General features: G+C 69.0%; 24 protein-coding genes. 13 read left to right on the forward strand and 11 right to left on the reverse strand.

Going from position 1 to position 24,746, the window contains the following annotated elements:
- Nucleotides 1-74: 74 nt before the first annotated feature.
- Nucleotides 75-1,250 (reverse strand): ROK family transcriptional regulator, encoded by a 1,176-nt coding sequence (locus FHU34_RS28065; RefSeq protein ID WP_145785197.1) that lies wholly within the window; start codon nucleotides 1,248-1,250, stop codon nucleotides 75-77.
- A gap of 168 nt (nucleotides 1,251-1,418) precedes the next feature.
- On the opposite strand from FHU34_RS28065, the gene FHU34_RS28070 reads away from it, so the two are divergent.
- The gene (locus tag FHU34_RS28070) at nucleotides 1,419-2,873 is read left to right on the forward strand and encodes a glycoside hydrolase family 3 N-terminal domain-containing protein (protein ID WP_145785198.1); all 1,455 of its coding nucleotides are present in this window, start codon (nucleotides 1,419-1,421) and stop codon (nucleotides 2,871-2,873) included.
- Nucleotides 2,874-3,140: 267 nt separating this feature from the next.
- Here the strand turns inward: FHU34_RS28070 and FHU34_RS28075 are convergent, their stop codons facing one another.
- Entirely contained in the window at nucleotides 3,141-3,803 is a 663-nt protein-coding gene (locus FHU34_RS28075) for a GNAT family N-acetyltransferase (protein ID WP_145785199.1), read from the reverse strand.
- 172 nt (nucleotides 3,804-3,975) lie between these two features.
- Between FHU34_RS28075 and FHU34_RS28080 the strand changes: the two genes are divergently transcribed.
- The 4 genes from FHU34_RS28080 to FHU34_RS28095 all read left to right on the forward strand — a co-directional run bounded on the left by FHU34_RS28080 (nucleotide 3,976) and on the right by FHU34_RS28095 (nucleotide 5,535).
- Nucleotides 3,976-4,170, forward strand: coding sequence for a DNA repair protein (locus FHU34_RS28080; RefSeq protein ID WP_145785200.1), 195 nt, complete (start codon nucleotides 3,976-3,978; stop codon nucleotides 4,168-4,170).
- Nucleotides 4,171-4,233: 63 nt separating this feature from the next.
- A complete protein-coding gene (locus tag FHU34_RS28085) occupies nucleotides 4,234-4,488 on the forward strand; it encodes a type II toxin-antitoxin system VapB family antitoxin (protein ID WP_145785201.1) in 255 nt (84 codons plus the stop codon).
- Nucleotides 4,488-4,907 carry a PIN domain nuclease gene (locus FHU34_RS28090; protein WP_145785202.1) on the forward strand — a complete coding sequence of 140 codons (420 nt, stop codon included), beginning with the start codon at nucleotides 4,488-4,490 and terminating at the stop codon, nucleotides 4,905-4,907. Before FHU34_RS28085 ends, FHU34_RS28090 begins: the two co-directional genes overlap by 1 nt.
- Before the next feature lie 109 nt (nucleotides 4,908-5,016).
- Nucleotides 5,017-5,535 carry a hypothetical protein gene (locus FHU34_RS28095; protein WP_145785203.1) on the forward strand — a complete coding sequence of 173 codons (519 nt, stop codon included), beginning with the start codon at nucleotides 5,017-5,019 and terminating at the stop codon, nucleotides 5,533-5,535.
- A gap of 10 nt (nucleotides 5,536-5,545) precedes the next feature.
- Here the strand turns inward: FHU34_RS28095 and FHU34_RS28100 are convergent, their stop codons facing one another.
- The 3 genes from FHU34_RS28100 to FHU34_RS28110 form a co-directional block, all read right to left on the reverse strand.
- Nucleotides 5,546-6,031 (reverse strand): hypothetical protein, encoded by a 486-nt coding sequence (locus tag FHU34_RS28100; protein WP_145785204.1) that lies wholly within the window; start codon nucleotides 6,029-6,031, stop codon nucleotides 5,546-5,548.
- A gap of 292 nt (nucleotides 6,032-6,323) precedes the next feature.
- Nucleotides 6,324-7,076, reverse strand: coding sequence for a Clp protease N-terminal domain-containing protein (locus tag FHU34_RS28105; protein ID WP_145785205.1), 753 nt, complete (start codon nucleotides 7,074-7,076; stop codon nucleotides 6,324-6,326).
- Nucleotides 7,077-7,135: 59 nt separating this feature from the next.
- On the reverse strand, nucleotides 7,136-8,140 hold the full coding sequence (locus FHU34_RS28110; protein WP_145785206.1) for a glycosyltransferase: 1,005 nt from the start codon (nucleotides 8,138-8,140) through the stop codon (nucleotides 7,136-7,138).
- A 124-nt stretch (nucleotides 8,141-8,264) separates the two neighbouring features.
- Here FHU34_RS28110 and FHU34_RS28115 point away from each other — a divergent pair, with 124 nt between their 5' ends.
- A complete protein-coding gene (locus tag FHU34_RS28115) occupies nucleotides 8,265-9,080 on the forward strand; it encodes a DUF72 domain-containing protein (RefSeq protein WP_208745215.1) in 816 nt (271 codons plus the stop codon).
- 9 nt (nucleotides 9,081-9,089) lie between these two features.
- Here FHU34_RS28115 and FHU34_RS28120 read toward each other — a convergent pair whose 3' ends face one another.
- A complete protein-coding gene (locus tag FHU34_RS28120) occupies nucleotides 9,090-10,919 on the reverse strand; it encodes a glycoside hydrolase family 15 protein (protein ID WP_145785840.1) in 1,830 nt (609 codons plus the stop codon).
- Nucleotides 10,920-11,029: 110 nt separating this feature from the next.
- On the reverse strand, nucleotides 11,030-11,221 hold the full coding sequence (locus FHU34_RS28125; RefSeq protein WP_145785207.1) for a hypothetical protein: 192 nt from the start codon (nucleotides 11,219-11,221) through the stop codon (nucleotides 11,030-11,032).
- Nucleotides 11,222-11,548: 327 nt separating this feature from the next.
- On the opposite strand from FHU34_RS28125, the gene FHU34_RS28130 reads away from it, so the two are divergent.
- Nucleotides 11,549-11,977 carry a VOC family protein gene (locus tag FHU34_RS28130; RefSeq protein ID WP_145785208.1) on the forward strand — a complete coding sequence of 143 codons (429 nt, stop codon included), beginning with the start codon at nucleotides 11,549-11,551 and terminating at the stop codon, nucleotides 11,975-11,977.
- Nucleotides 11,978-11,998: 21 nt separating this feature from the next.
- On the opposite strand, the gene FHU34_RS28135 is transcribed toward FHU34_RS28130, so the two are convergent.
- Both FHU34_RS28135 and FHU34_RS28140 read right to left on the reverse strand, forming a co-directional pair.
- Nucleotides 11,999-13,198 carry an FUSC family protein gene (locus FHU34_RS28135; RefSeq protein ID WP_145785209.1) on the reverse strand — a complete coding sequence of 400 codons (1,200 nt, stop codon included), beginning with the start codon at nucleotides 13,196-13,198 and terminating at the stop codon, nucleotides 11,999-12,001.
- Between the two features lie 64 nt (nucleotides 13,199-13,262).
- Complete coding sequence (locus FHU34_RS28140; RefSeq protein ID WP_145785210.1) at nucleotides 13,263-13,559, reverse strand: DUF6582 domain-containing protein; 297 nt, start codon at nucleotides 13,557-13,559, stop codon at nucleotides 13,263-13,265.
- A 146-nt stretch (nucleotides 13,560-13,705) separates the two neighbouring features.
- On the opposite strand from FHU34_RS28140, the gene FHU34_RS28145 reads away from it, so the two are divergent.
- The 4 genes from FHU34_RS28145 (at nucleotide 13,706) to FHU34_RS28160 (ending at nucleotide 16,656) form a co-directional block, all read left to right on the forward strand.
- Nucleotides 13,706-13,996 carry an amphi-Trp domain-containing protein gene (locus FHU34_RS28145; protein WP_167524915.1) on the forward strand — a complete coding sequence of 97 codons (291 nt, stop codon included), beginning with the start codon at nucleotides 13,706-13,708 and terminating at the stop codon, nucleotides 13,994-13,996.
- Nucleotides 13,997-14,080: 84 nt separating this feature from the next.
- Entirely contained in the window at nucleotides 14,081-14,974 is an 894-nt protein-coding gene (locus FHU34_RS28150; protein WP_145785212.1) for an ion transporter, read from the forward strand.
- 67 nt (nucleotides 14,975-15,041) lie between these two features.
- Nucleotides 15,042-15,263: a hypothetical protein gene (locus tag FHU34_RS28155; protein ID WP_145785213.1), complete on the forward strand. Its 222-nt coding sequence runs from the start codon at nucleotides 15,042-15,044 to the stop codon at nucleotides 15,261-15,263.
- A 181-nt stretch (nucleotides 15,264-15,444) separates the two neighbouring features.
- Nucleotides 15,445-16,656 (forward strand): DUF1996 domain-containing protein, encoded by a 1,212-nt coding sequence (locus tag FHU34_RS28160; protein ID WP_145785214.1) that lies wholly within the window; start codon nucleotides 15,445-15,447, stop codon nucleotides 16,654-16,656.
- A 45-nt stretch (nucleotides 16,657-16,701) separates the two neighbouring features.
- On the opposite strand, the gene FHU34_RS28165 is transcribed toward FHU34_RS28160, so the two are convergent.
- Together FHU34_RS28165 and FHU34_RS28170 are read right to left on the reverse strand one after the other, a co-directional pair.
- Nucleotides 16,702-19,398, reverse strand: a complete 2,697-nt coding sequence (locus FHU34_RS28165) for an RICIN domain-containing protein (RefSeq protein ID WP_145785215.1) — start codon at nucleotides 19,396-19,398, stop codon at nucleotides 16,702-16,704.
- 353 nt (nucleotides 19,399-19,751) lie between these two features.
- The gene (locus tag FHU34_RS28170; RefSeq protein WP_145785216.1) at nucleotides 19,752-22,736 is read right to left on the reverse strand and encodes a glycoside hydrolase family 3 protein; all 2,985 of its coding nucleotides are present in this window, start codon (nucleotides 22,734-22,736) and stop codon (nucleotides 19,752-19,754) included.
- Between the two features lie 307 nt (nucleotides 22,737-23,043).
- Here FHU34_RS28170 and FHU34_RS28175 point away from each other — a divergent pair, with 307 nt between their 5' ends.
- Nucleotides 23,044-24,156: an RICIN domain-containing protein gene (locus FHU34_RS28175; protein ID WP_145785217.1), complete on the forward strand. Its 1,113-nt coding sequence runs from the start codon at nucleotides 23,044-23,046 to the stop codon at nucleotides 24,154-24,156.
- Between the two features lie 119 nt (nucleotides 24,157-24,275).
- Nucleotides 24,276-24,728: a hypothetical protein gene (locus tag FHU34_RS28180; RefSeq protein ID WP_145785218.1), complete on the forward strand. Its 453-nt coding sequence runs from the start codon at nucleotides 24,276-24,278 to the stop codon at nucleotides 24,726-24,728.
- Nucleotides 24,729-24,746: the final 18 nt, after the last annotated feature.

Genomic DNA, 24,746 nt, shown 5'->3' on the forward strand with positions numbered 1-24,746 from the left:
CCGACCGGCCGGCAAGGGCTTGCAAGCCGCAGACTCGCGGTGAAATATTCCTTCACATGACCGCCGCAGCGGGCTCAGCCGACGGTGGAGCCGAACACCTCGTCGCGCACGGCGTCCAGCGCGGTGCGCAGCGCGCCGTGCAGGATCGGCTCCTCGGTCAGCCCGGTCGGCACCACCCGAGGTCGGACCAGGGTGATCGCCGCCACCTCCTGCTGCACCCGGTCGGCGAGCGCCGCGCCACCGGCCTGACCCACCTCGCCGGCGAGCACCACCAGCGGCGGGTCGAGCACAACGCAGGTGCTGGCCACGCCGATCGCGAGCCGGCGGGCCAACTCGTCGAGCATCGGGCCGCCGTCGGCACCGGCCGCGACGGCCGCGCGGACCGCCTCGGCGGCGTCGGCGTCCGGGTAGCCGTGCTCACCGGCCACCGCCCGCACCGAATCCGCGCCGACGAGCTGCTGGAAGGCCGGCTTGGCGCGACGGGAGACATCACGCGGGATGGGCGCGCCGGGCACCGGCAGATAGCCGATCTCGCCGGCCGCTCCACTGCTGCCGTGGTGCAGCCGCCCGCCCAGCATGATCGCCAGGCCGACACCGGCACCCACCCAGACCAGCACGAAATCCGCCAGACCCTGTGCGGCGCCGGACTGCGCCTCGGCCACTGCGGCCAGGTTGACGTCGTTCTCGAAGACGACCGGGGTGTGCAGGTCCTCCCGCAGCGCGGCAAGCAGGCCGCTGTGCCAGCGCGGCAGGTTGAAGGCGAAGGTGATGTCGCCCGTGTTCGGGTCGACCAGACCCGGAGTGCCGAGCACGATCCGCCGCACGCTGCTCAGCTGGGCCTGGGCGCTGCTCGCGGCCTGCACCACGGCGTTGTGCACAACGCCCACCGGATCGTCGGTGTCCCGGGTCGACTGCTCCACCCGGCCGATGACCGCACCGGTGATGTCGGCGCAGGCGGCCACCACCCGGTCCGGCCCGACGTCGACCCCGACCACGTGCGCGCTGCTCGGACGGACCGCGTAGAGCTGGGCGTTCGGCCCCCGCCCGCCGGCCTGCTCGCCGACCCGCGTCACCAGGCCGCGCTCCTCCAGCCGCTCGACGAGTTGCGAAGCGGTGACCTTCGACAGCCCGGTCAGCTCGCCGAGCCGGGCCCTGGTCAGCGGGCCGCGTTCGAGGAGCAGTTCCAGCGCGGCACGGTCGTTGAGCGCCCGCAACAGGCGGGGGGTACCGGGTAGCCGGGTCGCACTCATGACACGTCCTCTAGTTTTAGTAAACTTTGCTAACTGTAAACCGACCTGCGAACGGGTAGCCGTAGCGTAACGGCCACCCGACGGTGGGACGCTCGGCCGAGTCGGCAGGGCCAAGACCACCACCGGTACGAGGTTTCGTACCGGCTGGGCACCGAAGGGGGAGATCACGTGGGGCTGGATCCAGGACTGCGCCGGCTGGCGCTGGGCACGTTGCTGGCCGCGTACCCGGGACCGGTACCGCCGGACTGGGCGGTCGATCTGCTGGCCGAGGGGCTGGCCGGGCACACCCTGTTCGGCACCAACGTGCACGACCCCGCACAGCTGGCGGCGAGCACCGCCGCGCTGCGCGCGGGACGGCCGGACGTGCTGATCGCCATCGACGAGGAGGGTGGCGACGTGACCCGGCTGGCACACGCCACCGGCAGCCCGTACCCCGGCAACGCCGCCCTCGGCGCGATCGGTGACGTGGCGCTCACCCGACGGGTCTACCAGTCGATCGGCGCCGAACTGGCCGCGCTCGGCATCACCGTCAACCTCGCCCCGACGGTGGACGTCAACACCGCCGACGACAACCCGGTGATCGGCACGCGGTCCTTCGGCGCGGATCCGGTGCGGGTCGCCGCCCACTCGGCGGCCGCCGTCACCGGCCTGCAGGCTGCCGGCGTGGCCGCCTGCGCCAAACACTTCCCCGGGCACGGCGCCACCGTCACCGACTCCCACCATGAGCTGCCCACCGTGGACGCCCCACTGACCCTGCTGCGCCAGCGGGACCTGCCGCCGTTCGCCGCTGTCGTCGCCGCCGGGGCACGGGCCGTGATGACCGCGCACATCCGGGTTCCGGCGCTGACCGGAAGCGACCCGGCCACCTTCAGCCGGGCCGTCCTGGTCGACCTGCTCCGCGCCGAGTACGGCTTCACCGGCGTCGTCATCACCGACGCCCTGGAGATGAAGGGCGCGGCGGTGGCCGCCGGCGGGGTGGGTCCGGCCGCCGTCCGGGCACTGGCTGCCGGTGCCGACCTGCTCTGCATCGGTGCCAAGGTCGACGCCGAGCTGGTCGAGCTGGTAGCCGCCGAGATCGTCGACGCGCTCAGCGACGGCCGCTTGGCGACCGCGCGGGTCGAGGAGGCCGCCGGTCGCACCGCCGAACTCGCCGCCTGGACCCGGGCCGCCATCGGGTCGACGACCACCGACGACACCGACCTGGGGTACGCGGCAGCGCGCCGCGCCGTCCGTGTCGACGGCGTGCTCACCGGCCTGGACCAACCGCTTGTGGTGCACCTGCACACCGAGTCGACGATCGCGGAGGGGCGGGTCCCGTGGGGCCTCGGCCCACACCTCGACGGGGTGCAGGAGCTCCGGGTGATCGCCACCGAGGCCGACCCGTCGAGCCTGCGCGGGCTGGCCGGTGACCGACCCATCGTGCTGGTCGGGCGGCACCTGCACCGGCTGCCCGGCGGCCCGGAGCTGATCAACGGACTGGCCGCGCAGCACGCCGTGACGGTGGTGGAGATGGGTTGGCCGGCACAGTGGCGTCCAACGGGCGTACGCGCCTTCGTCACCACCTACGGGGCGAGCCACGCCAACGGGCGAGCGGCGGCCGAGGCGCTCGGTCTGACCCGATAGCGGAACGCCCACCCCGGTGCTACACGCTACGTCACCGTTGGTCGAGACGGCTTGAACAGTTCAGCCGCAGGTCAAGTCCACTTTTCGACACTCCGAACCGACAGCTCAAACCTTGCCCCACGCCTGTTCGATACGTAGCGTGATCGACATGTTCCGGTTCGCGCACGGCGCGACCGGCGCACCGGAACCGGGACCTGGGGGGAGGTTGCGGACCGTGGATCCGGCCCGGGATCCACGGTCCGCGCCCATTACCGGCCCGCTGGCCGGTCAGCGCGGATAGACCCCGTACGCCCGCCAGCCCCGATCCGGAAAACCGGCCGCGTCGGCCACCCGGGCGGAGGCGTGGTTGTCCCGCTCGTGCAGATAGGTCGGCACCGCCCCCTCGTCGAGGACCCGTCGCGCCGCCTGGGCCACGAGTCGGCGGGCGAGGCCGCGCCCCTGGGCGGCCGGCACCGTGCCGACGGCCAACTCGTGCCCGTACGCGTCGTGCCGCTTGATGCCGGCACCCGCCAGGTAGGCGCCGTCCGGGTCACGGACCACCAGCACCGGCTGGTCGAAGAGCCGCAACCAGGGGGGCAACCCGGGAGCAGTCGGATCTGTCCACTCCCCCACGTCGGGAAGCGGGGCGGGGGCCACGCTCCACCGGAAAGGGCCGTCGTGCACGCACCAGTCCGGCAGCCCGACGGCCTCCGGCAGCGCAGCGAGCAGCCGATCCGGCGTACGCCGGACCAGCGAACGGATCGCCGCCACCCGCTCCGGCGCGACGGAGAGGACACCACTCTGCCCGGTGTCCACGGCGAGCGCGGGCCGCAGTCGACCGTCCCAGGCCGGTTGGGCCCGTCGACGCGAGGCGACCACGTGCAACCCCGGCCCGGCCGGCCACTGGCCGAGCCAGGTGGCCAGGTGCAGTTGGAGCCGCCGGTCGAGCATGCAGACCTCCCCCGTCACCCGGCCCGTCGTGGATCACCGTACGCCGGGGGGCGCGGTCGGGCGGACGAACCATGCGGGCCGGACCCGGCAGTGGGTGCGCGGAACCAGGTAGACAAATCGACCGTCATATCTATTTCCATACCTGGTCACCTTTGTTTGGGACGGTGAACGCATGCCGATGCAGCCGAACGACCACTACCAGCAGGACCCCGAGCGACTCTGGCAGGCGGCGGAGACCGTCGGTGGCATCCCGCCCCAACCCCGCTACCGCCACCCCCGAACGGTCGGCGCTGGAGCCCTGTCGTGGTGCGGGCTGAACAAGATGCCCGCCGGCAGCTCCAGTCGGCATCGCCTGAACCGCCGCTGACGCACCAAACCAAGGCACATTCTGGTGCCTGACGAGAGCGCCGACTGGTGTATATTTCGCCTCATGACTCGCATCACCGTGGACGTGAACGACGAGTGGTTGGATGCCGCCCGGGAGGTCCTTGGCACTGACACCAAGGTGGCCACCATCAATGCCGCCCTCCACGCGTTCGCCATCCGTCGGCAGGCTCGCGAGATCGTCGCCGCGTTCGACCAGGTGGAGATGGACTTCAGCGGGTCCGTCGATGCCTGGCGCCACGGCGGCGGCCGCGACCTGGGCTCACTCGCCGAACAGGCGCGCGACACCGAGGCAGCCTGATGGCCGGGCCGATCTACCTCGCGGACACCTCGGTCTACGTCCTACAGGGTCGCCACCCGTCGGTTCGGCGGCGCTTCGAGACACTGTTGGCCGAGGGACGGCTGGCCGCCTGTCAGATGACCAGCCTCGAATATCTCAACAGCGCACCCCACCCGAAGGGTTACGAAATCCTCTGGCAGGCACTGCGGGGGCACCGCTGGATGGATGTGTCGACAGCAGCGATGGACCGAGCCCTGGCGGTCCACCGCGTCCTCGCGGCTGACAGTCAGCACCGTCACTTCCGGCTACCCGATCTGATCATCGCAGCCACCGCTGAGCAGCACGGCGCGACAGTGCTGCACTACGACGCCGACTACGACCGGATCAGCGCCGTGACCGGTCAGCCCACCGAGTGGGTCGCACCGAAGGGCAGCCTCTGAGCCTCCTGAGCGGGCGACACACCGGGGAGGACCAGCGGCGGCTTTCGCACACCTGTCGGGTAATTTCTTGTGGTCCGGCATCCCGGCTACGACAGGAGAAGCTCCGCGCATGGGCAAGAAGACGATCCACGTCTCCGACTTCACCGGCACGGTCCTGCAGCAGGACGACGAGGTGGTCCGCGTCGTGGTGCTGGAGCACCCGGACCTGGTCGCCGGGCCCGTGCAGTTGGACGCCACGCCGACCGAGGTGGAGAACATCGACGACGCCGCCCTGGACGTGGCGGTGGTCGAGATCCACGACCGACACGGCGGCGGCGAGCCCCGCCGGGTGGTGTTGACCGCCAGTGAGTTCGACGCGATGGCCACCGACGTGCCGATGGCTCAACTGCTGAAGACGGCCGAGCGGGTCCGGCCGCCCAAGGCCCGCAAGAGCGCCGAGAAGATCGACTACGGCACGCTCGAGCACGCCGGCAAGCCGCACCGTGGTCGGGTCACCGAGGAGGAGGCCCGACTGGTACGCGAGCAGCTCAACGAGGTCAACAAGCGCCTCGCCGACGCGGGCGTGCGCCAGATCGACCCTGCCGACCCGGAGCACGCCCTGCGCTACGGCTTTCCCGACGTCTCCTGACCCAACGGCGTCAGCAGGCCTTCTTCGCCTTGTCGCGGAAGGCGGTCTCGGTGACCGCCTTCCGCTGCGTCTGGCCCTCGTGCACGAGGACGCGATCCGGCCCGAGCCCGGTCACCTCGGCCAGTGTGAAGTGGACGGGGACGGCGTTGTGCCGGTCCCCGTAGGCGGCGACGGAGTATTCAGTGCCGGGTTCGAAAGCGGTGAGCGTCTGCTCGTCGGGCGTCCAACCCGCAGGCAGTTCGAAGAGGGTCACGTTCGTCACCTCTCCGCCGCCGTTGCGGTCGATGGTCCAGCTCTGAGCCGGCGTGACGTCAACGGTGTAGACGCTGATCCGGTCTGCCGTGAATTCGGCACACTCCGCCATGACCAGAGCCGGTTGCCCGTCGACCACGCGTAGGGCAAGCACCGGTTTCTCTGCCGGGGAGCAGGCGGTCAGCCCCGCCAGCGCCACCAACGTCGTGAGGACACCCACCACTCGGACATCTGCTCGGGCCATCGAATCCCCATCATCAACAGCGCGTCACCATACATTTCGGGCAGATCGCAACGTTGCGGTCGGCTGGCACGACCGCAGCTCCCCTGGCACGCCTGGGCAACTGTGTGGATGAGCGTGCGATGACCCGAGGCTAGGTGAGAGCGATCCAGCGCGAGGACCCGCAAACGCATAAGCACCTTTCCGGACCTAGCTCCGCTGCCGAGGCCCTCGGTCGCGGCGACGGCCGGGAAGACCGCACCGTCCCGGAGCGGCATCGCCACTCGCGGGACGGCTCGAAACGGATCGCGGTGACCTAACCCGCCTCGCCACTCTTCGTTGCGGCGCGGACCGCGGCGGCGAGGGCGGTGGCGAGGTCGGCCTCCACCGCCGCCTTCTCCAGACCGAGACTGGTCAGCACGCCGGCGCCGTCCTCCTGTTCGAGCAGGGCGAGCAGGATGTGCTCGGTGCCGATGTAGTTGTGCCCGAGGCGCAGCGCCTCCCGGAAGGTCAGCTCCAACGCCTTCTTGCCACGCGCGTCGTACGGAATCAGGTCGGGCACCTGCTCGACACGGGGCGGAAGGGCGGCGGCGACCGTCTCCCGCACCGCCTCGGGTGTGACGCCCAGGTCAGCCATCACCCGGGCGGCGAGGGCCTCCGGCTCCGCCAGCAGACCCAGCACCAGGTGCTCGGGCCCGATCTCGGCGTTCCCGCTGGCTCGGGCCTCCTCCTGGGAGGCCATCACCACGTTGCGGGCCCGGGGGGTGAAGCGGCCGAAGCCGGCGTTCGGGTCGAGTGCGGCGGCGTCGGTGGAGGCCTTCGGCACGAAGCGCTTCTGGGCGGCCTGCTTGCTGACGCCCATGCTGCGGCCGATGTCGGTCCAGGAGGCACCCGAGCGGCGGGCCTGGTCGACGAAGTGACCGATCAGGTGATCGGCGACCTCACCGAGGTGGTCGGCAGCGATGACCGCATCGGTGAGCTGGTCCAGGGCGTCGGTGTGCGCCGTCTTGATCGCCTGGATCAGGTCATCGAGCTTGACCGTGTTGCTCATCCGGTTAGGTTCTGTCATGCGTCAACCATAGGTTGACGCGATCCCTTCGTCAACCTGAAGTTGACGCATGGGCGAACTCACTCGACGAACTCCGGCAGTCGTCGGGCGACGAGCGCCGGCGACGGCAGGTGGGCGATCTCCTCGGCGACGTCCCGGGCCGCCTCGCGCTGCGCGGCGTGCCGCGACAGCAGGCGGCGGGCCTGCTCGGCGACAGCGCGGGCGTCCACCTCCCCGGGGAGGAGCCGCAGGGCGAGACCGGCGGCGCTGAGCACCTCGGCATTGGCGAACTGGTCAGCACCCTGCGGCAGCATCAACTGCGGTACGCCGACAGCGAGCGCGCCGAGGGTGGTGCCACTGCCGCCGTGGTGCACCACCGCGTCGACGAGCGGCAACAGTTCCGCCTGCGACACCCACTGACGCACGGTGACGTGGTCGGGAATCTCGCCAAGCTGCTCCGGGGGCACGCGACCCGCCGCGACCACCACCTGCGCGTCCACCGTCGCCAGACCGGCGATGGCCGTACGGAGCAGTTCGGCAGTGCCGAACGCGGTGCCAAGGGTCAGGTAGATCAACGGCCGAGACGTCCGACGGCTCACCCCTGCGGGTAGCGGGGCCGGTGTGGAGAAGGCGACCGGGCGCAGCTCGATCCGACGTTCCGTGGCGAGGAAAGTCTCGTCCTGTAGGGAGGGCGGCCAGATGTCGACGTGCGGTCGACCGACGACCTCGGGGTTCCTGGTGGGGAGTTCGAGGCCGATGCCCTCGGGGATCATCCGGCCGAACCCGTGCCAGATGCTCGGGATGCCGGCCCGACGAGCGGCGACGCCGGCTCCCGGCAACCCCCACCCGTGCACCACCAGATCCGGGCGTAGTCGCGCCAACTCCGGTTCGAGATCCTCCGCGTACACCTCGTAGAACGCGTCGGCGGGACGGAACGGTCGCAGGCCGTTCGCGGCGAGCGGCTCGTGTACGGCCGCGCCGGCGGCGAAGTGCACCTCGTGACCGGCTTCCCGGGCGGCGACCGCCAGCGGGATCAGCGGATAGGTGTGACCGACTGACGCAAGACTGGCGAACAGCACACGCATGACGCCGGACCCTAGCGGCAGCACCGTCTCCCCGGCCCGGCGCGGCGGCCCGTATACGGTGGGCAGCGTCGAGCACGGTCACCGGTGGGAGGGGGCGGTCATGCGTCTCCACGTGGGGTGCGCGATGTGGAGTCACAGGTCGTGGCCGGGCCGCCGGCTGCCGTCCGCGGATCGCCTGGCGCACTACGCCAGCTGGTGCGACGCCGTGGAGGGCAACACGACGTTCTACGCGACCCCGACCCGGGACACCGTGACGTCATGGGCCACGCAGACCGAACCCGCATTCCGGTTCGTCCCCAAGCTCCCGAAGGTCGTCACGCACGAACGCCGACTCACTGACGTCGACGAACCACTGCGCGCCTTCCTGGACGCGATCGAGCCGCTCGGCCCGCGTGCCCATGCTCTCTGGATCCAGTTGCCCGGCTCGTTCGCGCCCGCCGACGTGCCGACCCTGGACCGCTTCCTGACTCGACTCCCCCGATCCCACCGGTACGCGGTGGAGGTCCGCCATCCGGCGTTCTTCACCGACGACCGCGCGATCCGGCTGCTGGAGGCGACCCTCACCGCCGCGTCGGCCGAATGGATCCCCTTTGACACGACCGCCTTCTTCGCGAACCGGCCGACCAGCGACGCGGAGCGCGACGCCTGGACCAAGAAACCACGCGTGCCGCTCCGGTCGACGGCGCTGACCGATCAGCCGATCGTCCGCTACCTCGGCCGCGACGACTCGGCGCGCACTGTCGAGGGGTGGCAGCGCTGGGTCGACGTGACCGCCACCTGGCTTCGGGAGGGTCGCTCACCGACGATGTTCGTCCACACCCCGGACAACGCCGAAGCGCCCGCACTCGCCCGCCAGTTCCACGATGAGGTACGCGCACAGGTGCCCACGCTCGACGCGCTGCCCGAGCCGATCCCGGTCGAACCCCTGACGCTGTTCTGACCGCCCCGGTCAGCCCTGATCGTTGAGCAGTTCGTCCAGGTGGGACGCCGTGCTGATCAGTGAGAGGTGGCTGAACGCCTGCGGGAAGTTGCCGATCTGCTCGCCGGTCGGCGCGATCTCCTCGGAGTAGAGGCCCAGCGGGTTGCTGTAGGTGAGCATCTTCTCGAAGGTCAACCGGGCGTCGTCGAGCCGACCGGCCAGTGCCAGTGCCTGCACGTACCAGAAGGTGCACATGTTGAAGGTGCCCTCGGTGCCGGCGAGGCCGTCCGGCGAGGCCTTCGGGTCGTAGCGGTAGACCAGACTGTCGGAGACCAGGTCGACGTCCATCGCCCGCAACGTCGACTCCCACATCGGGTCCGTCGGCGAGATGACGTTGAGCCCGGGCATCGCCAGGAGTGAGGCGTCCAGGATGCCGGAACGGTAGTGCTGCACGAACGCTCCGCGTCGCTGGTCGAATCCACGGGTCATGACCTGCTCGTAGATGGCGTCCCTCGCGGCGGTCCAGCGGAGGATGTCGCCGGGACGCCCCCGGCGCTGGGCGATGCGGACGGCCCGGTCCAACGCGACCCAGGACAGCACCCGCCCGTAGGTGAAGTCCTCCCGCCCGGAACGGGTCTCCCAGATGCCGTCCTCGGGTTGGTCCCAGTGCTCGCAGAGCCAGTCCATCAACCCGGCCGTCTTCCGCCACCCCTCGTACGGCGCGATCAGTCCGTGCCGGTCCGCGAGGTCCAGCGCGACGAGCGCCTCGCCGTAGATGTCGAGTTGCAGTTGGCCTGCGGCGCCGTTCCCGATCCGCACCGGCGCCGAGCCGCGGTACCCCTCCAGGTGGCCCAGCACCTCTTCGTCGAGGTCCGGTGAGCCGTCGATCCGGTACATGATCTGCAAGGGCTGGCCGCTGTCGTTGGCCTCACGGATGCGAGCGTCCAACCAGTACAGGTACTTCTGGGCTTCTTCGGTGAAGCCGAGTCGGAGCAGCGCGTGCACGGAGAAGGACGCGTCGCGGACCCAGGTGTAGCGGTAGTCCCAGTTCCGCTGCCCGCCGACCTGCTCCGGCAGCCCAGCGGTGGGTGCGGCGACCAGGGCGCCGGTCGGCGCGTACGTCATCAACTTGAGCGTCAGCGCCGACCGATCGACCATCTCCCGCCAGCGGCCGGTGTAGCTGGAACCACTCAGCCACCGTCGCCAGTAGTCGCGGGTCTGGGCGAGCAGTTCGCACGCCTCCTCGGTGCTGAGTGCTCGGGGCGCGTGCGGGCAGGCCGTCTCCAGGGCCACCCCACCGATGTCGCCCTCGTTGAGGGTGAACGACGCGGACACCCCTTCCGCGTCGCGTCGGACATCCCTCACCTCGAACGCCCGCTCCACGTTCTTGAAGGCGGCGAGGGTGAGGGTCAGCGTCGAGCTTCGGAAAACGTCGCCCTCGGGGTGCACCTCAAGCTGGTACGGATCGCGCCCGTAGTTGAACTGCGGGTGGCAGTCGAAGCGGAACCGCATGCTTCCCCGGACCATGCGGACCAGTCGGATCAACCGGTGGTGGTCCGTGGCACGTTCACCGGTGACGGGCATGAAGTCCAACAACTCACCCACACCGTCCGCGCTGTGGAAACGGGTGATGAGGATCGGCGTACCGGGCAGGTAGAGCTGCTTGCTCGCGTAGTCGACGCCGTCGGGCGCGAGTTGAAAGTGGCCGCCCTTCCGGCGGTCCAGCAGCGCTCCGAAGACGCTCGGTGAGTCGAAGCGGGGCGCGCAGAACCAGTCGACAATGCCGTCCTTGCTGATCAGCGCCGCCGTCTGCAGGTCACCGATCAGGCCATGGTCTTCGACCGCCGGGTAGCTCTCCACGCTGTCCCCCGCCATCCGTCGTGGCAACGGCGGCGACTACCCGCAAAGAGGCCGTGACACACGCGATTCCGGAGACGGGACGGGGTTTCGGCCCCGTCCCGGCAATTGGGTCAGCGGGCGAGGAAGGTCTTCCAGTTTCCGGCGGGGTAGGTGCGGAGCGTGCCCCCACCCGTCGCCTGACCGGTGCAGTCCGCGGTCTGGAAGAAGGTGACGTCCTGGAAGCCGCTCCACCCCACGTGGCTGTCGGCCGTCTGGGGCAGCGGCGTGCACGCGCCGGTCGGGGCGGGGAAGTGCGCCACCACCGTTGTGAAGCTCCCGCTTTAGAAGGTCAGGCCGGACTCCTGCGCCGAGGCGGGAGAGGCCAGGAGGCCGAGCCCGGCGGTCATGACCGCGGACATGGTGAGCACTGCTCCGACTCGGGCTGATCCTGCTCGCATGCGCACACTCCCCTGCATCGACAACGTTGACATCATCCTCATGCCCTTTTATTGCTGACGCAAGCATTTGATTGAGGTGTTCAGCTAATCCACAGGTGGCTCGACATCGTCGAACCCGACGGCGATTGCGGAAGGGATCCGTCCGCAATCGCCGATAACGTCTCATCGACGACAGCGACGAGAGGATCGCGGATGAGCCTGCGAGGATTTGCCACACTCAACATCTGGGCGGACGACGTGGAGGCCGCCACCGCCTGGTACGCGGACCTCCTCGGCGTCGAGGCGTACTTCACGCGCCCCGGGCCGGACGGTCGCCTCGCGTACGCCGAGTTCCGCGTCGGGGACTACCAGGCCGAACTGGGCATCATCGACCGCAGGTACGCGCCGGCCGGGGCATCCGCGACCGGGCCCGGCGGTGTGGTCATGCACTGGCACGTCGACGACCTCGACGCCACCGTCGACCGGCTGCTGGCGTTGGGCGCCACGGAGTACCAGCCGATCACCCCGCACGGCGACGGGGGGTTCGTCACCGCGTCGGTCGTCGACCCGTTCGGCAACGTACTGGGCGTCATGCGGAACCCGCACTACCTCGACATCCTCGCCTCGCCCAAGGCGACCTGAGGTAGGCGACGTGAGTTGGGGTCATTCCCATTCGTCCGGATCCGACGTCCGTCGCACCAACGTTGCCGCCTCGTCGGCGTCGAGCCCGCTGGCGATGAGCAGGTCGTTCGCCGCGGTACGGAACTCGCCGGCGGCGATCATTCCCGAATAGCCCAACCGGTGGACGTGCGGGCGGGTGGGATCGAGCGCGGCCTCCCCCTCCGCCTTCCTGACCAACTCGACGGCCGTCAAAATCTGCTGGCGCGCCTCCTGTGGATCATCCCGCGTGCGGATCGTGCATCTGAGGGTCTGCACACTGACTGCCAGCAGGTCGAGCGCCTCGGGAAACTCCTCGGGTATCGGCTCGTCGTCCCGGAGCGCCTTGGTGAGCCGCCTCGCGATGGACCGACAGCTGTGCAGGCTGCGCCCCATGTGGCGGACGGCTTCGGTGTAGAAGGCCAGCGATGGGCGTTCACGCCAGCGAAGTGGCGCGAGCCGGACCACCTCCTGGGCGGCGTCGAGCCCGTCGTTCAACCCGTTCAACCGAGGACTGACCTCCCGCAGCGCGCCCAGACTCCGCTCGGCGGCCCCAAGATCGCGGAGGCGGGCCGCCGCAGCCAGGTCGTGGAGGGCCGCGATGGTCGGGTCGATGACGGGTTCGGCCAGCCGCCGCACCGTGCGCTGCGGGTGGATGGGCACCACCAGCAGGCCGACCGCCAGTCCGATCAGCCCACCAACCGCCGCGTCGACGAAGCGCGGAATGGACAGGTCACGGACGGGCGGTTCCAGGGTGGCGATGAGCACTGCTGTGGCACCCGCCTGGGTCAGCAGTGAACCACCGCCCTTGAGCAGCACGGCGACGAGGATCGCCAGCACGACGACCACACCGGTCTGCCAGGCCCCGATGCCGAACAACGGCATGAGCGTGTCACCGACGGCAAGCCCGAGGACGACCCCGACCAGCAGCTCGATGGTGCGCCGCAGGCGTGACCCCATCGAGGCCGCCACGATGCCCACCGCGGTGGTGGGCGCGAAGACCGGGGCGGGGTTGTCCAGGAACTGGTACCCCACGAACCAGGCAAGCGACGCCGCGATCCCGGCCTGCACGGCGAGCAGCCCGTAGAGGCGCAGCCGCCAGGCGCGGGAGCGCACTGCGTACCGCGCCCGCGCACGTAGGCCGGCCAACGCCCGGCCGGTGAGGGTCGGGTCGGTGTCGGCTGCCGCCTCCTGCTCCGCGGGCATCGCGCCGTCTACCCAGCGGTACCCGTTCTATCCGGTGAGCGACAGGGAATCGTGACGGCTCGCCTCAGTGGGCCGGATTCGGGGTATGCGGTAGTTTGCCGAGTTGACGCCAGTTCGTCTCCGCCACCTCGACGTCGTAGTGCGCGGCGGCAGCGAGGATGTTCTGGAAGGCCTGGTCACGCTCCTTGTCGGTGACGCCCTGCACCTGGTCGAACCGGGCGATGGCGTTCCGGACGTGACCCGCGTCGGTCATCGGTTCCTTACGCTTGTCCGGAAACGCGAAGACGCTCTCGGGCAGCTCGCGCTTGTCCTTGTCCGTCAGGCCGCCGTGCTTCTCGTGGGGTTTCCAGGTCGACGTCATCCCTCACCAGTACCCACAAGCTGCGCGGGAGCACCTGCCGCGACGAGTTTTCCCGTGCCACCACAAGATCCATACCATGCCGTCGGCCTGCGTGCGGCCGAAGCCCTTACCGCGTCGGTCCTTTGTGGAATGCGAGCATGGCCGGCATGGATATCTACGAGGACGCCCGTACGGTGTCACGTTCGGATCTGGCCGCCTGGTTGCGTCAGCTGGCGAGCCAGCTGGAGTCCGATGGGCGGATCTTCTACGGCGCGGCGGGCTCCGTGTCCGTGGCGGACACCGTGCGCTGCGAGCTGGAGATCGAACAGGAGAGCGAGACGGAGGTGTCCGTCGAGATCGAGTTCTCCTGGACCGTGCCGACGTCCGGGCAGGCAGTGGACGAGGTCGAGGAATCGCCGAGCGGGGAGCAGCAGGGCGAGGCCACCTCGGAGGCGTGACCCCCGGGGCGACACCACGTCGCACGGCGGCCATCGACCCCGGTGGCCGCCACCACCGTCACCCCGAACGGGCCGAGAGGAACGATGACGAGCGCACCACCCGGTCGGACACATCGCCTGGCCGACACGTGCCAGGAGTTGGTGGCCGCGCCCTGGTTCAGCCTGGCCAGCTTCGTCGTGATCACCCTCAATGCGCTGGCACTGGGCCTGGAGACGTACGGCCGGGCCGGGGCGCCGCTGCAATCCATCGAGTACGCGTGCCTGGCGTACTTCACGGTCGAGCTGTTGACGCGGTTCGGGGCGCACCTGCGCCGCCCCGGCGACTTCTTCCGGGATCCGTGGAACGTCTTCGACCTGCTCATCATCGCGGCGCCGCTGATGCCGGGCGTACGCGAGAACGTCACGATGCTGAGACTGCTGCGCCTGGCCCGCATCGTCCGCGCGTTCCGCCTCTTCCCGAGCCTGCGCGTGATCCTCGTCGGGATCCGGCGCAGCCTTCCCGGGCTCGGCAGCTTCCTTCTGGTCACCGTCCTCGTGCTGTACGGGTACGCGATGCTCGGCTGGATGTTGTTCGGTGTGGCGATTCCCGAGCGGTACGGCACTGTGGGGCAGGCGATGCTCACGCTGTTCCTGCTGCTGTCGTTGGACGGCATCACCGACACCCTCCAGGCCGGCCGGGAGGTCACGCAGTGGGCGGTGCTGTACTACGTCTCGTACATGATCGCCGCCTGCTACCTGCTGACGAACCTCCTGGTCGGGGTGGTCCTGAACGCGCTGGACGAGGCCCATCAGGAAGAGCGCGCCGCGGCGTCGCGGGCCCTTCGGCCAGAGGTCGGCGAGGAGCCCGGCGAGCCGTCCGTGCACGAGCAGTTGGCGCAGCTACGCACGATCATCACTGACCTGGAGCGTCGGCTGCCGCAGGCCACGGACACGGCACGCGAAGCGCAACCGTCCCCTGTGGACCGTGTTCCCGCCTGATGATCTAATTCATCCGCTAGATCCGCTTCCCGGTGGGATGTCCCACCTGCTGCTCGTAGGAGATCGCATGAGCGTCACCGCCGATTTCAGCAAGCTCGTCGTCAAGGCCTACCAGGACAAGACCCTCGCCGAGCTGGTCGACTCCCCCGTGAGCGCCCTCACCGGCGTCAGCGCGGGAGACGCCAAGCTGCTCAAGGAGGCATTCAACATCACCACTGTGGGCGACCTCGGTCGTAGCCCGTACTTCCGCACCGCCCAGGCGCTGGTCGCCCTGAGCGCCGCCAAGTAACGGCACCGGGTCGGGCATCGATCGACGGACTTCGCGGTCGGTGCCCCACCTCCGCCCGCGGAACGACCAACATCCTTTAAAGAAGCTTTAAGAAGCTGTCGGGTCTGATCGGGAAGCGCCTACCATACGGCGGCCGTGGCCGTCCGGGTCAGTGCCGCCGTCTGCTCGTTGGGAGTGACCCGTGTCGTACGCCTCGTTGCCCGAACCGGACGCGAGCCAACCGCCGTCCCGTCACCGCCCGCCGAGTTGGTTCGCCCGCAACAGGTTGGGCATGGCCGTGGGCGCGGCGGTCGCAGTGGTCATCGCTGCCGCCGGCGTGTACCTGGGCAGTGGCGACGTGACGCCCGAGCCGTCGAACGCGGCCAACGCCCTCGAATACGCGTCGCCGTCGGCCGGGCAGGCCGAGTCACCCGGGGCGGCGGCGTCGGCCCCCGCGACACCGGCTGTCTCCGCGACCCCGTCGGCGTCCACGACACCGTCGACAGCGGCCACCCCGAAGGTCCCGACGACCGGCTGGATACCCGTCGACCGGGCCGCCTGGAAAGCTCAGGCCGACGCGTACCAGGCGTTGACTGTCGACCCCGTCCCGGCCGGCGTGGGCAACCTCCCGGAGTTCCGGGCGGACTGCCAGTACAGCCACCGGCTGCCGGACGACCCGATCGTCGCCCCCGGTCTCCCGGGCGCCTCCCACATGCACTCCTTCGTCGGGAACAAGGCCGTCGACGCCGACACCGTTGCTGGGGACCTGACGAAGTTCACCGCCACCTCCTGCAAGCCGGTCCAGGACCACTCCGCCTACTGGGTGCCCACGCTCTACGACAACGCGACCGGCAAGCCGGTCGAGACCACGGGTTTCCGGGTCTACTACCGGTCGTTGGCGAAGAACTCGACAGGTCAGATGCCGATGCCCAACGGCCTGCGCATGATCGCCGGTGACGCCAAGAAGAAGAAGCCCACGCCGCGCGGCGCGACCGGCCAGTTCTACTGCGCCTTCTACGGCCCCGGTGACCTCGACGGCATCGCCCGCAGCACCAACGGCAACTGGCCCATCTGCGGCGGAGACGCGACCCTGCACTTCATGATGCAGTTCCCCGACTGCTGGGACGGCAAGCACCTGGACAGCCCCAACCACAAGGACCACGTGGCGTACGGCAGCGGCAACGGTTGCCCGAGCAGCCACCCGGTGCGGATCCCGGCGATCACCTTCGACATCCAGTACCCGGCGAAGGGCACTCCGGCGGGCTACTACCTCTCCTCCGACAAGGAGGGGAAGAGCGCCTCCTCCATGCACGGCGACGCGTTCGTGATGTGGGACGTCAACACCATGAACAAGCGCACCAAGAACTGTGTCCTGCAGCGCCGGACGTGCGACAACTACGGCTACCAGAAATAGCCGGGGCCAGGCCCGTGTCGGCCTGGCCCCGGGGTTTCGGGTGGGTCAGCTACGCAGCGTCCACTGCTGGTTCGGGCCACCGTTGCAGGCCCAAAGGATGATCTTCGTGCCGTTGGCGGTGGCGGCGCCGTTGGCGTCGAGGCAGAGCCCCGACTGGACGTTCGTGACGGTGCCGTTGGTGTTGACGTTCCACTGCTGGTTCGTGCCGCCGTGGCAGTCCCAGATGATGACCTGGGTGCCGTTGGCAGTGCCGTTCCCGGAGGCGTCCAGGCACTTGTTGCCGTACACGGTCAGTTGCTTGCTGCTGGTGTGGGTCCACCGCTGGTTGGTGCCGCTGCCACAGTCGTAGAGCTGCGCCTGGGTGCCGTTGGTGGTCGACGAGTTGGGCACCTCGACGCAGCGGCCGGACTGACCGCCCACGAGCTGCCCCTGCCCCGTCCCGCTGCCGCCGCCCTGCTGCTGGCGGACGATCGAGGTCGACTCCGCCGACCGGTTGCCCTGTGCGTCGACGACGTAGAGCCGGTACTCACCCTGGGTCGCCGGTACGGCGATGGTGGTGGCGTTGCCGGCCGCCCTGGTCATCGTCGCCCCGGCGGTGAAGTTGGTCGTGCCGGACGGAGCCAGCCAGACCGACCTGGTGGCGTCGCCGGTGCTCCGGATCGGAATCGACGCCGTGGCGCTGGTGACGAACGTGCTGGCCGGCAGTACGTAGTTCGGCGAGGAGAAGGTGCTCGCCGGAACGATGTCCCGGTAGGCGTCCTCAAGGCCGGAGTTCGCCGCGATGCTGTAGGCCGCCGCCGGCCAGACATAGTCGGAGGAGACGAGGATGTCCGCGACGGTGCTGTTCGGCAGGTTCTTGTTCGAGACCTTGTTGATCGGTCCGTAGATCTGCGTGATGCTCAGGTCGTGCTTCCGGCCGAAGTCGTCGGAATTGATCATCCAGGTGACGTTCTTGTCGATGCTCAGGACGTTGTCCCGGAAGGTGATGAACGCCGACCCCTCGTCCGGATGCAGGCCGTACTTGTGACCGGAGGGGACGCCCTGCAGATAGTTGTTGGTGATCGTCGTCCCCGGCTGGCTGCCCAGCGTGTAGATGGGCGCCGTGTCACTGAGACGCTGCACCGTGTCAATGATGTGGTTGTAACTGATCGTGTTGTTCCGCGCCGTCGTGGTGGGTCGGTTGGGCGCGATCGAGCCCGACGATCCGTCGAAGTTCCACCAGCCCCAACCCAGCGTGATGCCTGACCACGGGGTCTTCTCGATCCGGTTGCGCTGAATCGTCAGGGTGTCGACGAAGTACGCCGAGATCGGGCTGTGCCCGTTGAACAGAACAGCGCTGTCGTAGATGTAGTTGTTCTTGATGTCGATGTTCTTCGGCAGCCCCTCGACCTGCGGGAGGTACTTCTCCCGGTTGGTCGACGTGCCGTCCCCGATGTAGACGTGCTGGGGATGGCCGACATTGATGGCCGACCCCGCGATGTCGTTGGTGGCGTTCCCGATCAACTGGGTGCCCTGCACGTCGTTGACCATGCTGATCCCGTCGGCGCCGGTGTGCTCGATCCGGTTGCGTTGCAACAGGAGGCCGTCGGCGTTCTGGATCTGGATGATGCCGGGGCTGACGTCCACGTTGCGGTAGTAGTAGACGTGGAAGTTGCCCTTCGCGTACGCCTGCGCGCCGAGGTTGCCCTGCTGCGCCTGCTTGTAGGACGAACCGGCGACGTTGAACAGGTTCCAGTCCGAGTGCCGCACCGTCAGACCGGAGAACGTGATGTTGCGGGCGTGGCTGGTCGTCGAGGTGCCCGCGACCCGCAGCACGGTGGTCACGTTGTTCGGCGCGTAGACCGTCGCGGTGGACATGTTCTCGGCGCTGGCCTTGTAGTAGTAGACCGTCTTCGCGCCCTTGTCGTAGTAGAACTCACCGGGCGCGTCCAGGAACTCGTACGCGTTCATGAGCTTGTGGGTGCCGCCGACCTGGGCGTTGCCGTTGAAGGCCCCCTGGGCGATGGCCGCGCCCGGCTGCTGGAACAGGGCGACCCGGCTCCCGCCGTCGGTGGTCACCTGCCGGACGCCCACGATGGCAGTGGTCCAGGTCGTGCCCGTCTCGATCTCGATGTCGTCCTGGTTGCGCGCGATGGCGGGGAAGTCGTTCGTGTTGTACCTGGCGCCGTCGCACTGCGACCCCGACTCCCAGGCCCAGGCGGCCTGGCCGGCCGTGATGGTGTACGTCCCGTAGCACCCGCCCGAGCTGACCGTCTTCGTCGCCATGACAGCGCGCTTGTCGTTGACGTAGAGCGCCCGCAGCTTGTTGGCGCGGTCCAGCGGCGCCTTCCAGATGTTGCCGCTGTGCTGGGTCCAACCGGTCACCTGGACGCCGCCGTCGAGGATCGGCTTCTCGTTGGCGTACGCGCCGTAGATGACCCGGTAACCGTTGGTGCCGGAGTCACTCTGACCGAATTCGACAGTGCTGCTGATCGGATAACTTCCACCGCGCAGAAACACGTTGATGTCGCCGGTCATGTTCGTATTCACCGTACGGACGACGTCCCGCGCGCGTTGCAGGGTCCGGAACGGGGATTGGAGAGTTCCCGCGTTCGCGTCGTTGCCGTCGGGTGCGACGTAGTAGGTGGCCTGCACCGCGGCCGCGGCCGGTGTTTGGTCGCTCAGCACGGCCGGCAGCGTGGCGGCAACGAGGGCCGCCACCGCCAGCAACGACGTTCGAGCGGTGGACACGTTTGACCTCACGTACGGTTCCTCTCATTTGCCGTCGACAGGGGGCCCCGTGCGTATCGAGCGACGAGTACGGAAACAGCGACACCACTAAGGACCGGTGGGGCTTGTCACCCGACCGCACTCTCTTGTTAATCGCTACGAAATCTTCCCGAAGCGTAGGTCACACGTGTGATGAATGCAACCATGAATCGTAGTACATCTATGCGTTAATGCTAACTTTTCGGGCGTATCACCCTTCATCGCTTGAGACCACTGATTGATCATCCGATGAATCCGAACTGACGACGATGCTGCGCCGGTCCGACGCGCGGGCCGGGGGTCGGGGCGTGCCATCCGCCCCGACCCCCGGACCTCCGGACCTCCGGTCACCTGATCGAGAAGTCCGCCAGTCGCAGCGCGGAGTCGAACACCAGGTACACGTCGTGGTTGCCGGCCACCCGGGCCAACTCAGCGCTGGTGCTCACGTACCGGTAGTCGTCACCGGTGCTGGGCACCGTGGCCGTGCCCAGCAGCCGTCCGGTCGGCGAGCCCAGCCGGACCTGGATCGCGCCGGCGCCAGCGCCGGCCTTGGCGACCATCGCGGTGAAGGTGCGCGCGTCAGGGCGCAGGGCGGAACCCGCGAAGGAGATCCACTGCCCGGCCTCGGTGGCGCCGACGGCCGTACCCCTGACCTTCGTCTCGTCGACCAGCCGGACCCCCGCGTACCTGTCGAAGTTCTCCGCCCGGGTCGGCCGGGACAGGTCACGCACCGGGATCGTCTCCCCGCGCACGCGCACCGCGGCCCGGGCCCGGATGTCTCCGGCGGACGCCCCGACCATCAGGTCGTAGGTGGACGACTCGACCACCCACCGACTACGGGTGACGTCCCAGTGCGCCAGGTCGGCGGCGGGCACCCGCAGCGTCACGGTCCGGGTCTGCCCGGGCCTGAGCTCCACCCGCTCGAACGCCTTGAGCTGCTGGATCGGGGTCCTGTCGCGGGAGGTGCGTTGATGGGTGTAGAGCTGCACCACCTCGGAGCCCGCCCGAGCGCCGACGTTCGTCACGTCCACGCTGACCCGCACTGTGCCGTCGGCCGCGACCGACTGGGCGGCGGTACGCAGTTCGCCGTACCGGAAGCGGGTGTACGACAGTCCGTGGCCGAACGGGTAGAGCGGTTTCGCGTTGCTGTAGAGGTACGTCTGCCCGGACGTGATGATGTCGTACTCCAGCAGGTCCGGTGGCAGTTGCCGGTCGGAGCGGTACCAGGTCTGGGTGAGCCGGCCGGACGGGTTGCGGTCGCCGAAGAGGACGTCGGCGATCGCGTGCCCGGTCTCGGCGCCCGCGTGAGTGGTCCACACCACGGCGGGCACGTGCTCCTGCTCCCAGTTGATGGTGACCGGGTAGCTGGTCTGGAGCACCAGCACCGTCCGTGGGTTGGCAGTGGTCACGGCCTTGACCAGCGCCTCCTGACCGGCACTCAGAGCCGTGGAGGACCTGTCGTGCGCCTCGCGCCCGTTGATGAACGGGTTGCTGCCGACCACCAGCACGGCGGTGTCGGCCGCCCGGGCCGCCGCCACTGCCCGGTCGATGCCACTGCTGACCAGCTCACGACTGAAGTGGGTCGCGTCGTCGGGAGTGGACGCGCCGAGCTTGAGCGCGCCGTCGTCGCCGACCGTCACGTACTTCTCGGCGGCGAACCAGCTCTCCTTCGTCTCGTAGCCGACGTAGCGCAGCACCACAGTGCCGTCGGCCTGCGGCTCCAGCTTGAACTGCTGCTGCACGTACCAGCCGTTCGGCTGCTCGTCGCGGGTGACGAACGGCCCCCAGTTGTAGCCGAGGTAGCGGCCGTTGGCGGCGTTGCGCAACGTCACCACGTCCTGGCCCCAGTCGACCACGTCGAACTGGGCGGCGAGTGACGCCGTCTCGCCGCTGGCGGCGACCGGGTCGGCATCGGTGGTGCCGGTGGCCGTGACGTACCGGCCGGTCGCCGGGTCCTTCAACGCGATCCGGTCCGCACCGTCGAGCCCATCGACGCTGGCGGCGGCACCCAGCCGTTCACGGATGCCGTCCAGCGCCGTCACCTGGTACGGCAGGTCCCCGCCGTACCAGTCGGAATAGAGGGTGTCGGCCAGCGGACCGAGCACGGCGACCTTGCGGTTCCGGGCCGGGTCCAGCGGCAGCGCCTGCCGGGAGTTCTTCAGCAGCACCATGGCCTCACCGGCGGCCTGCCGGGCAAGTCGCTGGTGTTGCGGACTGTTGATGACGTCCGGGGTGATGCTCCCGTACCGGCCGCCGCCCGGGTCGAACTCGCCCAGTCGGAACCGGATGTTCAGGATGTCCCGGATCCGGGCATCGATGTCCCGTTCGGTGATCAGACCGCTCGCCAACGCCTGTTTGATGGCGGTGACGGTCGGTTGGGCGTTGGTGTCGTCGGTGATGAAGCTGCTGAGGCCGGCCTTGATGATCGCCGCGTTGGCCTCCGCCTGGGTGGGGTAGTACTTCTGGGAGTTGACGAGGTTGTTCGGTGCCCAGGCGTCCGTGACGTGCATCAGGGACTGGTCGGTCCAGCCGCGTACCACGGTGTCCAGGTCCGGGTCGACGGTCGCGGGACGTCCGTTGACCAGGTTGTACGCGGCCATCATCCCGGTCGCCGCGTCGGCGGCGATGGCCGGCTTGAAGGCAGCGCGGTCGTACTCGTTGAGCACCCGCGGTGGCACGTTGGACGAGGTGACGTCCCGCCGGACCTCGTTGTTGTAGGCCAGGTAGTGCTTCAGGGTCGGGGCGCTCTTCAGGTGGTCCGGGTCGCCGCCGGTCATGCCCGAGCCGTACGCGGTCGAGATCGCGCCGGTGAGCATCGGATCCTCCGAGTAGCCCTCCTCGTTGCGACCCCACCGGGGGTCGCGCAGCAGGTTGACCACCGGCGCCCAGAGGTTGAGCCCCCACACCCGGGGGTTCTGCGCGTGGTAGCCGCGCGCCTCGTCGCCGACGGCGGAACCCACCCGCTGGACCAGGTCGGTGTTCCAGGTGCTCGCCATGCCCACCGGCTGCGGAAAGACAGTGCCGCGGGCCTTCACCACCGCGCCGTTGTTGTCGATGTCGGTCGACCAGGCGACCCCGTGCAGGGCCTCGGTGCCGGTCTTGAACAGGCCGATGCCCAGTCGGGGTACGGCCGGCTGGTACTGGTGCAGCCAGGAGATCTTCTCGTCCAGTGTGAGACGGCCGAGCAGGTCGTCGACCCGGGCGTCCACAGGTAGGTGGGGATCTCGGAACGGGTAACTCGGTTCGGCGAGCGCGGTGCCGGGAACGGCGGGTAGGGCCAGCAGGGCGAGCGCGAGCGCGGTGATTCCGCGCCGAAGGCGCCACTTCCGCATGCGGTTCTCCTCATGTCGTACGACAGGCGCGATTCAGCGCCAAGACCGGCTTGGCCAGGCTCGACACCCGGCTGACGGGCCTGAACGACGAATCATCGAAGCGCTTCGACGACCCCACCGCGGCACCACGGTCAGGAAGGTGCGCGATTCGCGCAACTATAGGTGGGCATCTATTGGTGGACAAGGCCGAACCGGGGCCGGGCAAGGGCGCGGTGATGCGCAACGTGGTAGACCAGGTCCATCCAGGTATCTACAATCTTCGTTGTTAACGCTCACACTCGTCCCAGTGTTGAGGTAGGAGAGATCTATGCGAACGAGGGCAAGATGGCTCGCGACACTCGCCGCGCTCGGCGTCGTAGTCGCCGGTGTGCTGACCCCGACAGGCCCGGCCAGCGCGGAGTCCAACGGCGGGGTACGGGTGATGCCGCTCGGCGACTCCATCACCGAGGGCACCCAGGTGCCCGGCGGATACCGCATCGGGCTCTGGCAGCGACTGGTCAACGGCCGGTACACGGTGGACTTCGTCGGGTCGCAGTTCAACGGGCCGGCCAGCCTGGGTGACCACGACCACCAGGGGCATCCGGGCTGGCGCATCGACCAGATCGACGCGAACATCGTCGGCTGGCTCAACACCCAACGGCCGCAGACCGTCCTGCTGCACATCGGCACCAACGACATTTTGCAGAACTACAACGTGAGCAGCGCACCGAACCGCCTCTCCACGCTGATCGACCGCATCACCACCACCGCGCCCACCGCAGAGGTGTTCGTGGCGCAGCTCATCCCGATCTCCAACAGCAACCAGGGAGCCGCCGTCCGCACCTTCAACGCGGCGATCCCGGGCATCGTGCAGAGCAAGGTAAACGCCGGCAAGCGGGTGCACCTGGTCGACATGAACAGCGCCCTCACCACCTCCGACCTGATCGACGGCGTACACCCCACGGCCGGTGGCTACGACAAGATGGCCGCTCGCTGGTACAGCGCCCTACAGTCGGTGCCCGGCAGCATCGGCAACCCGGGCAGCGGCGGCGGGCAGACCACCGCCATCGTGGGCACCCGGTCCGGCAGGTGCGTCGACGTCCCTGGGGCGTCCACCACCAACGGTCTCCAGATGCAACTGTGGGACTGTCACGGCGGCACGAACCAACAGTGGACCTACACGAGCGCCAAGGCACTGACGGTGTACGGCAACAAGTGCCTCGACGCCGCCGGCTACGGCACCTCTCCGGGGACCCTGGTCACCATCTACGACTGTCACGGCGGCACCAACCAGCAGTGGAACGTCAACGCGAACGGCACCATCACCGGAGTGCAGTCCGGCCTCTGCCTGGACCCCGTGAACCAGGGCACCGCCAACGGCACCAAGCTCGTCCTCTGGACCTGCACCGGTCAGACCAACCAGCAGTGGAGCCGCCGATAGCCGAGGGTCGAGTCGCGGTCCCCCTGCCTGCCAACGGCGACGGCACCATCGACGCAGTGCGAGCACGCCGGTAGCGTTACGGATCGTCACTACCGACGATCTGAGGTTGTGGGGTAGTTGTGGCTTCCGACCTGGCATCCGGGCTGCGTTTCGCCGCGCAGCCGGTCGTCAGCGTGTTCGTCCCTGGCACTCCCGTCGTGTCGCCGAACTTCGTGTTCGGCGGCACGACGCCAGCCGAGGTGCGGACGTACTCACTCGAACAGGACGATCCCCCGGGCTCCTTCCCGTGCGCCCGGGTCACCGAGTTCGACCTCGTCTTCGACGTACTGCCGGCCGACCTCGGCCACTACCTCGAGGACTGCCTGAAAGTCGCCTGTTCGGCGAGCGCAAGTGTGGTGTGGATGGCCTTCGAGGGATCCTTCCACTTCGACCACATCCTGACCGAGGCGATCGCGCCGCAGGTCTACGGCATCTGCGCACCGGGTGACGATCCGGTCATCGTGCCTGACCTGGAAACCCTGAAGACGCCGCATTGGCGGTCGGTGGTGGCGTCGTACCGGAGCCGGCTCTAGATCGGGTGCACCCGTCCA

The sequence above is a fragment of the Micromonospora taraxaci genome (genome assembly GCF_007830095.1).
GTDB classification, from domain to species: Bacteria; Actinomycetota; Actinomycetes; order Mycobacteriales; family Micromonosporaceae; genus Micromonospora; species Micromonospora taraxaci.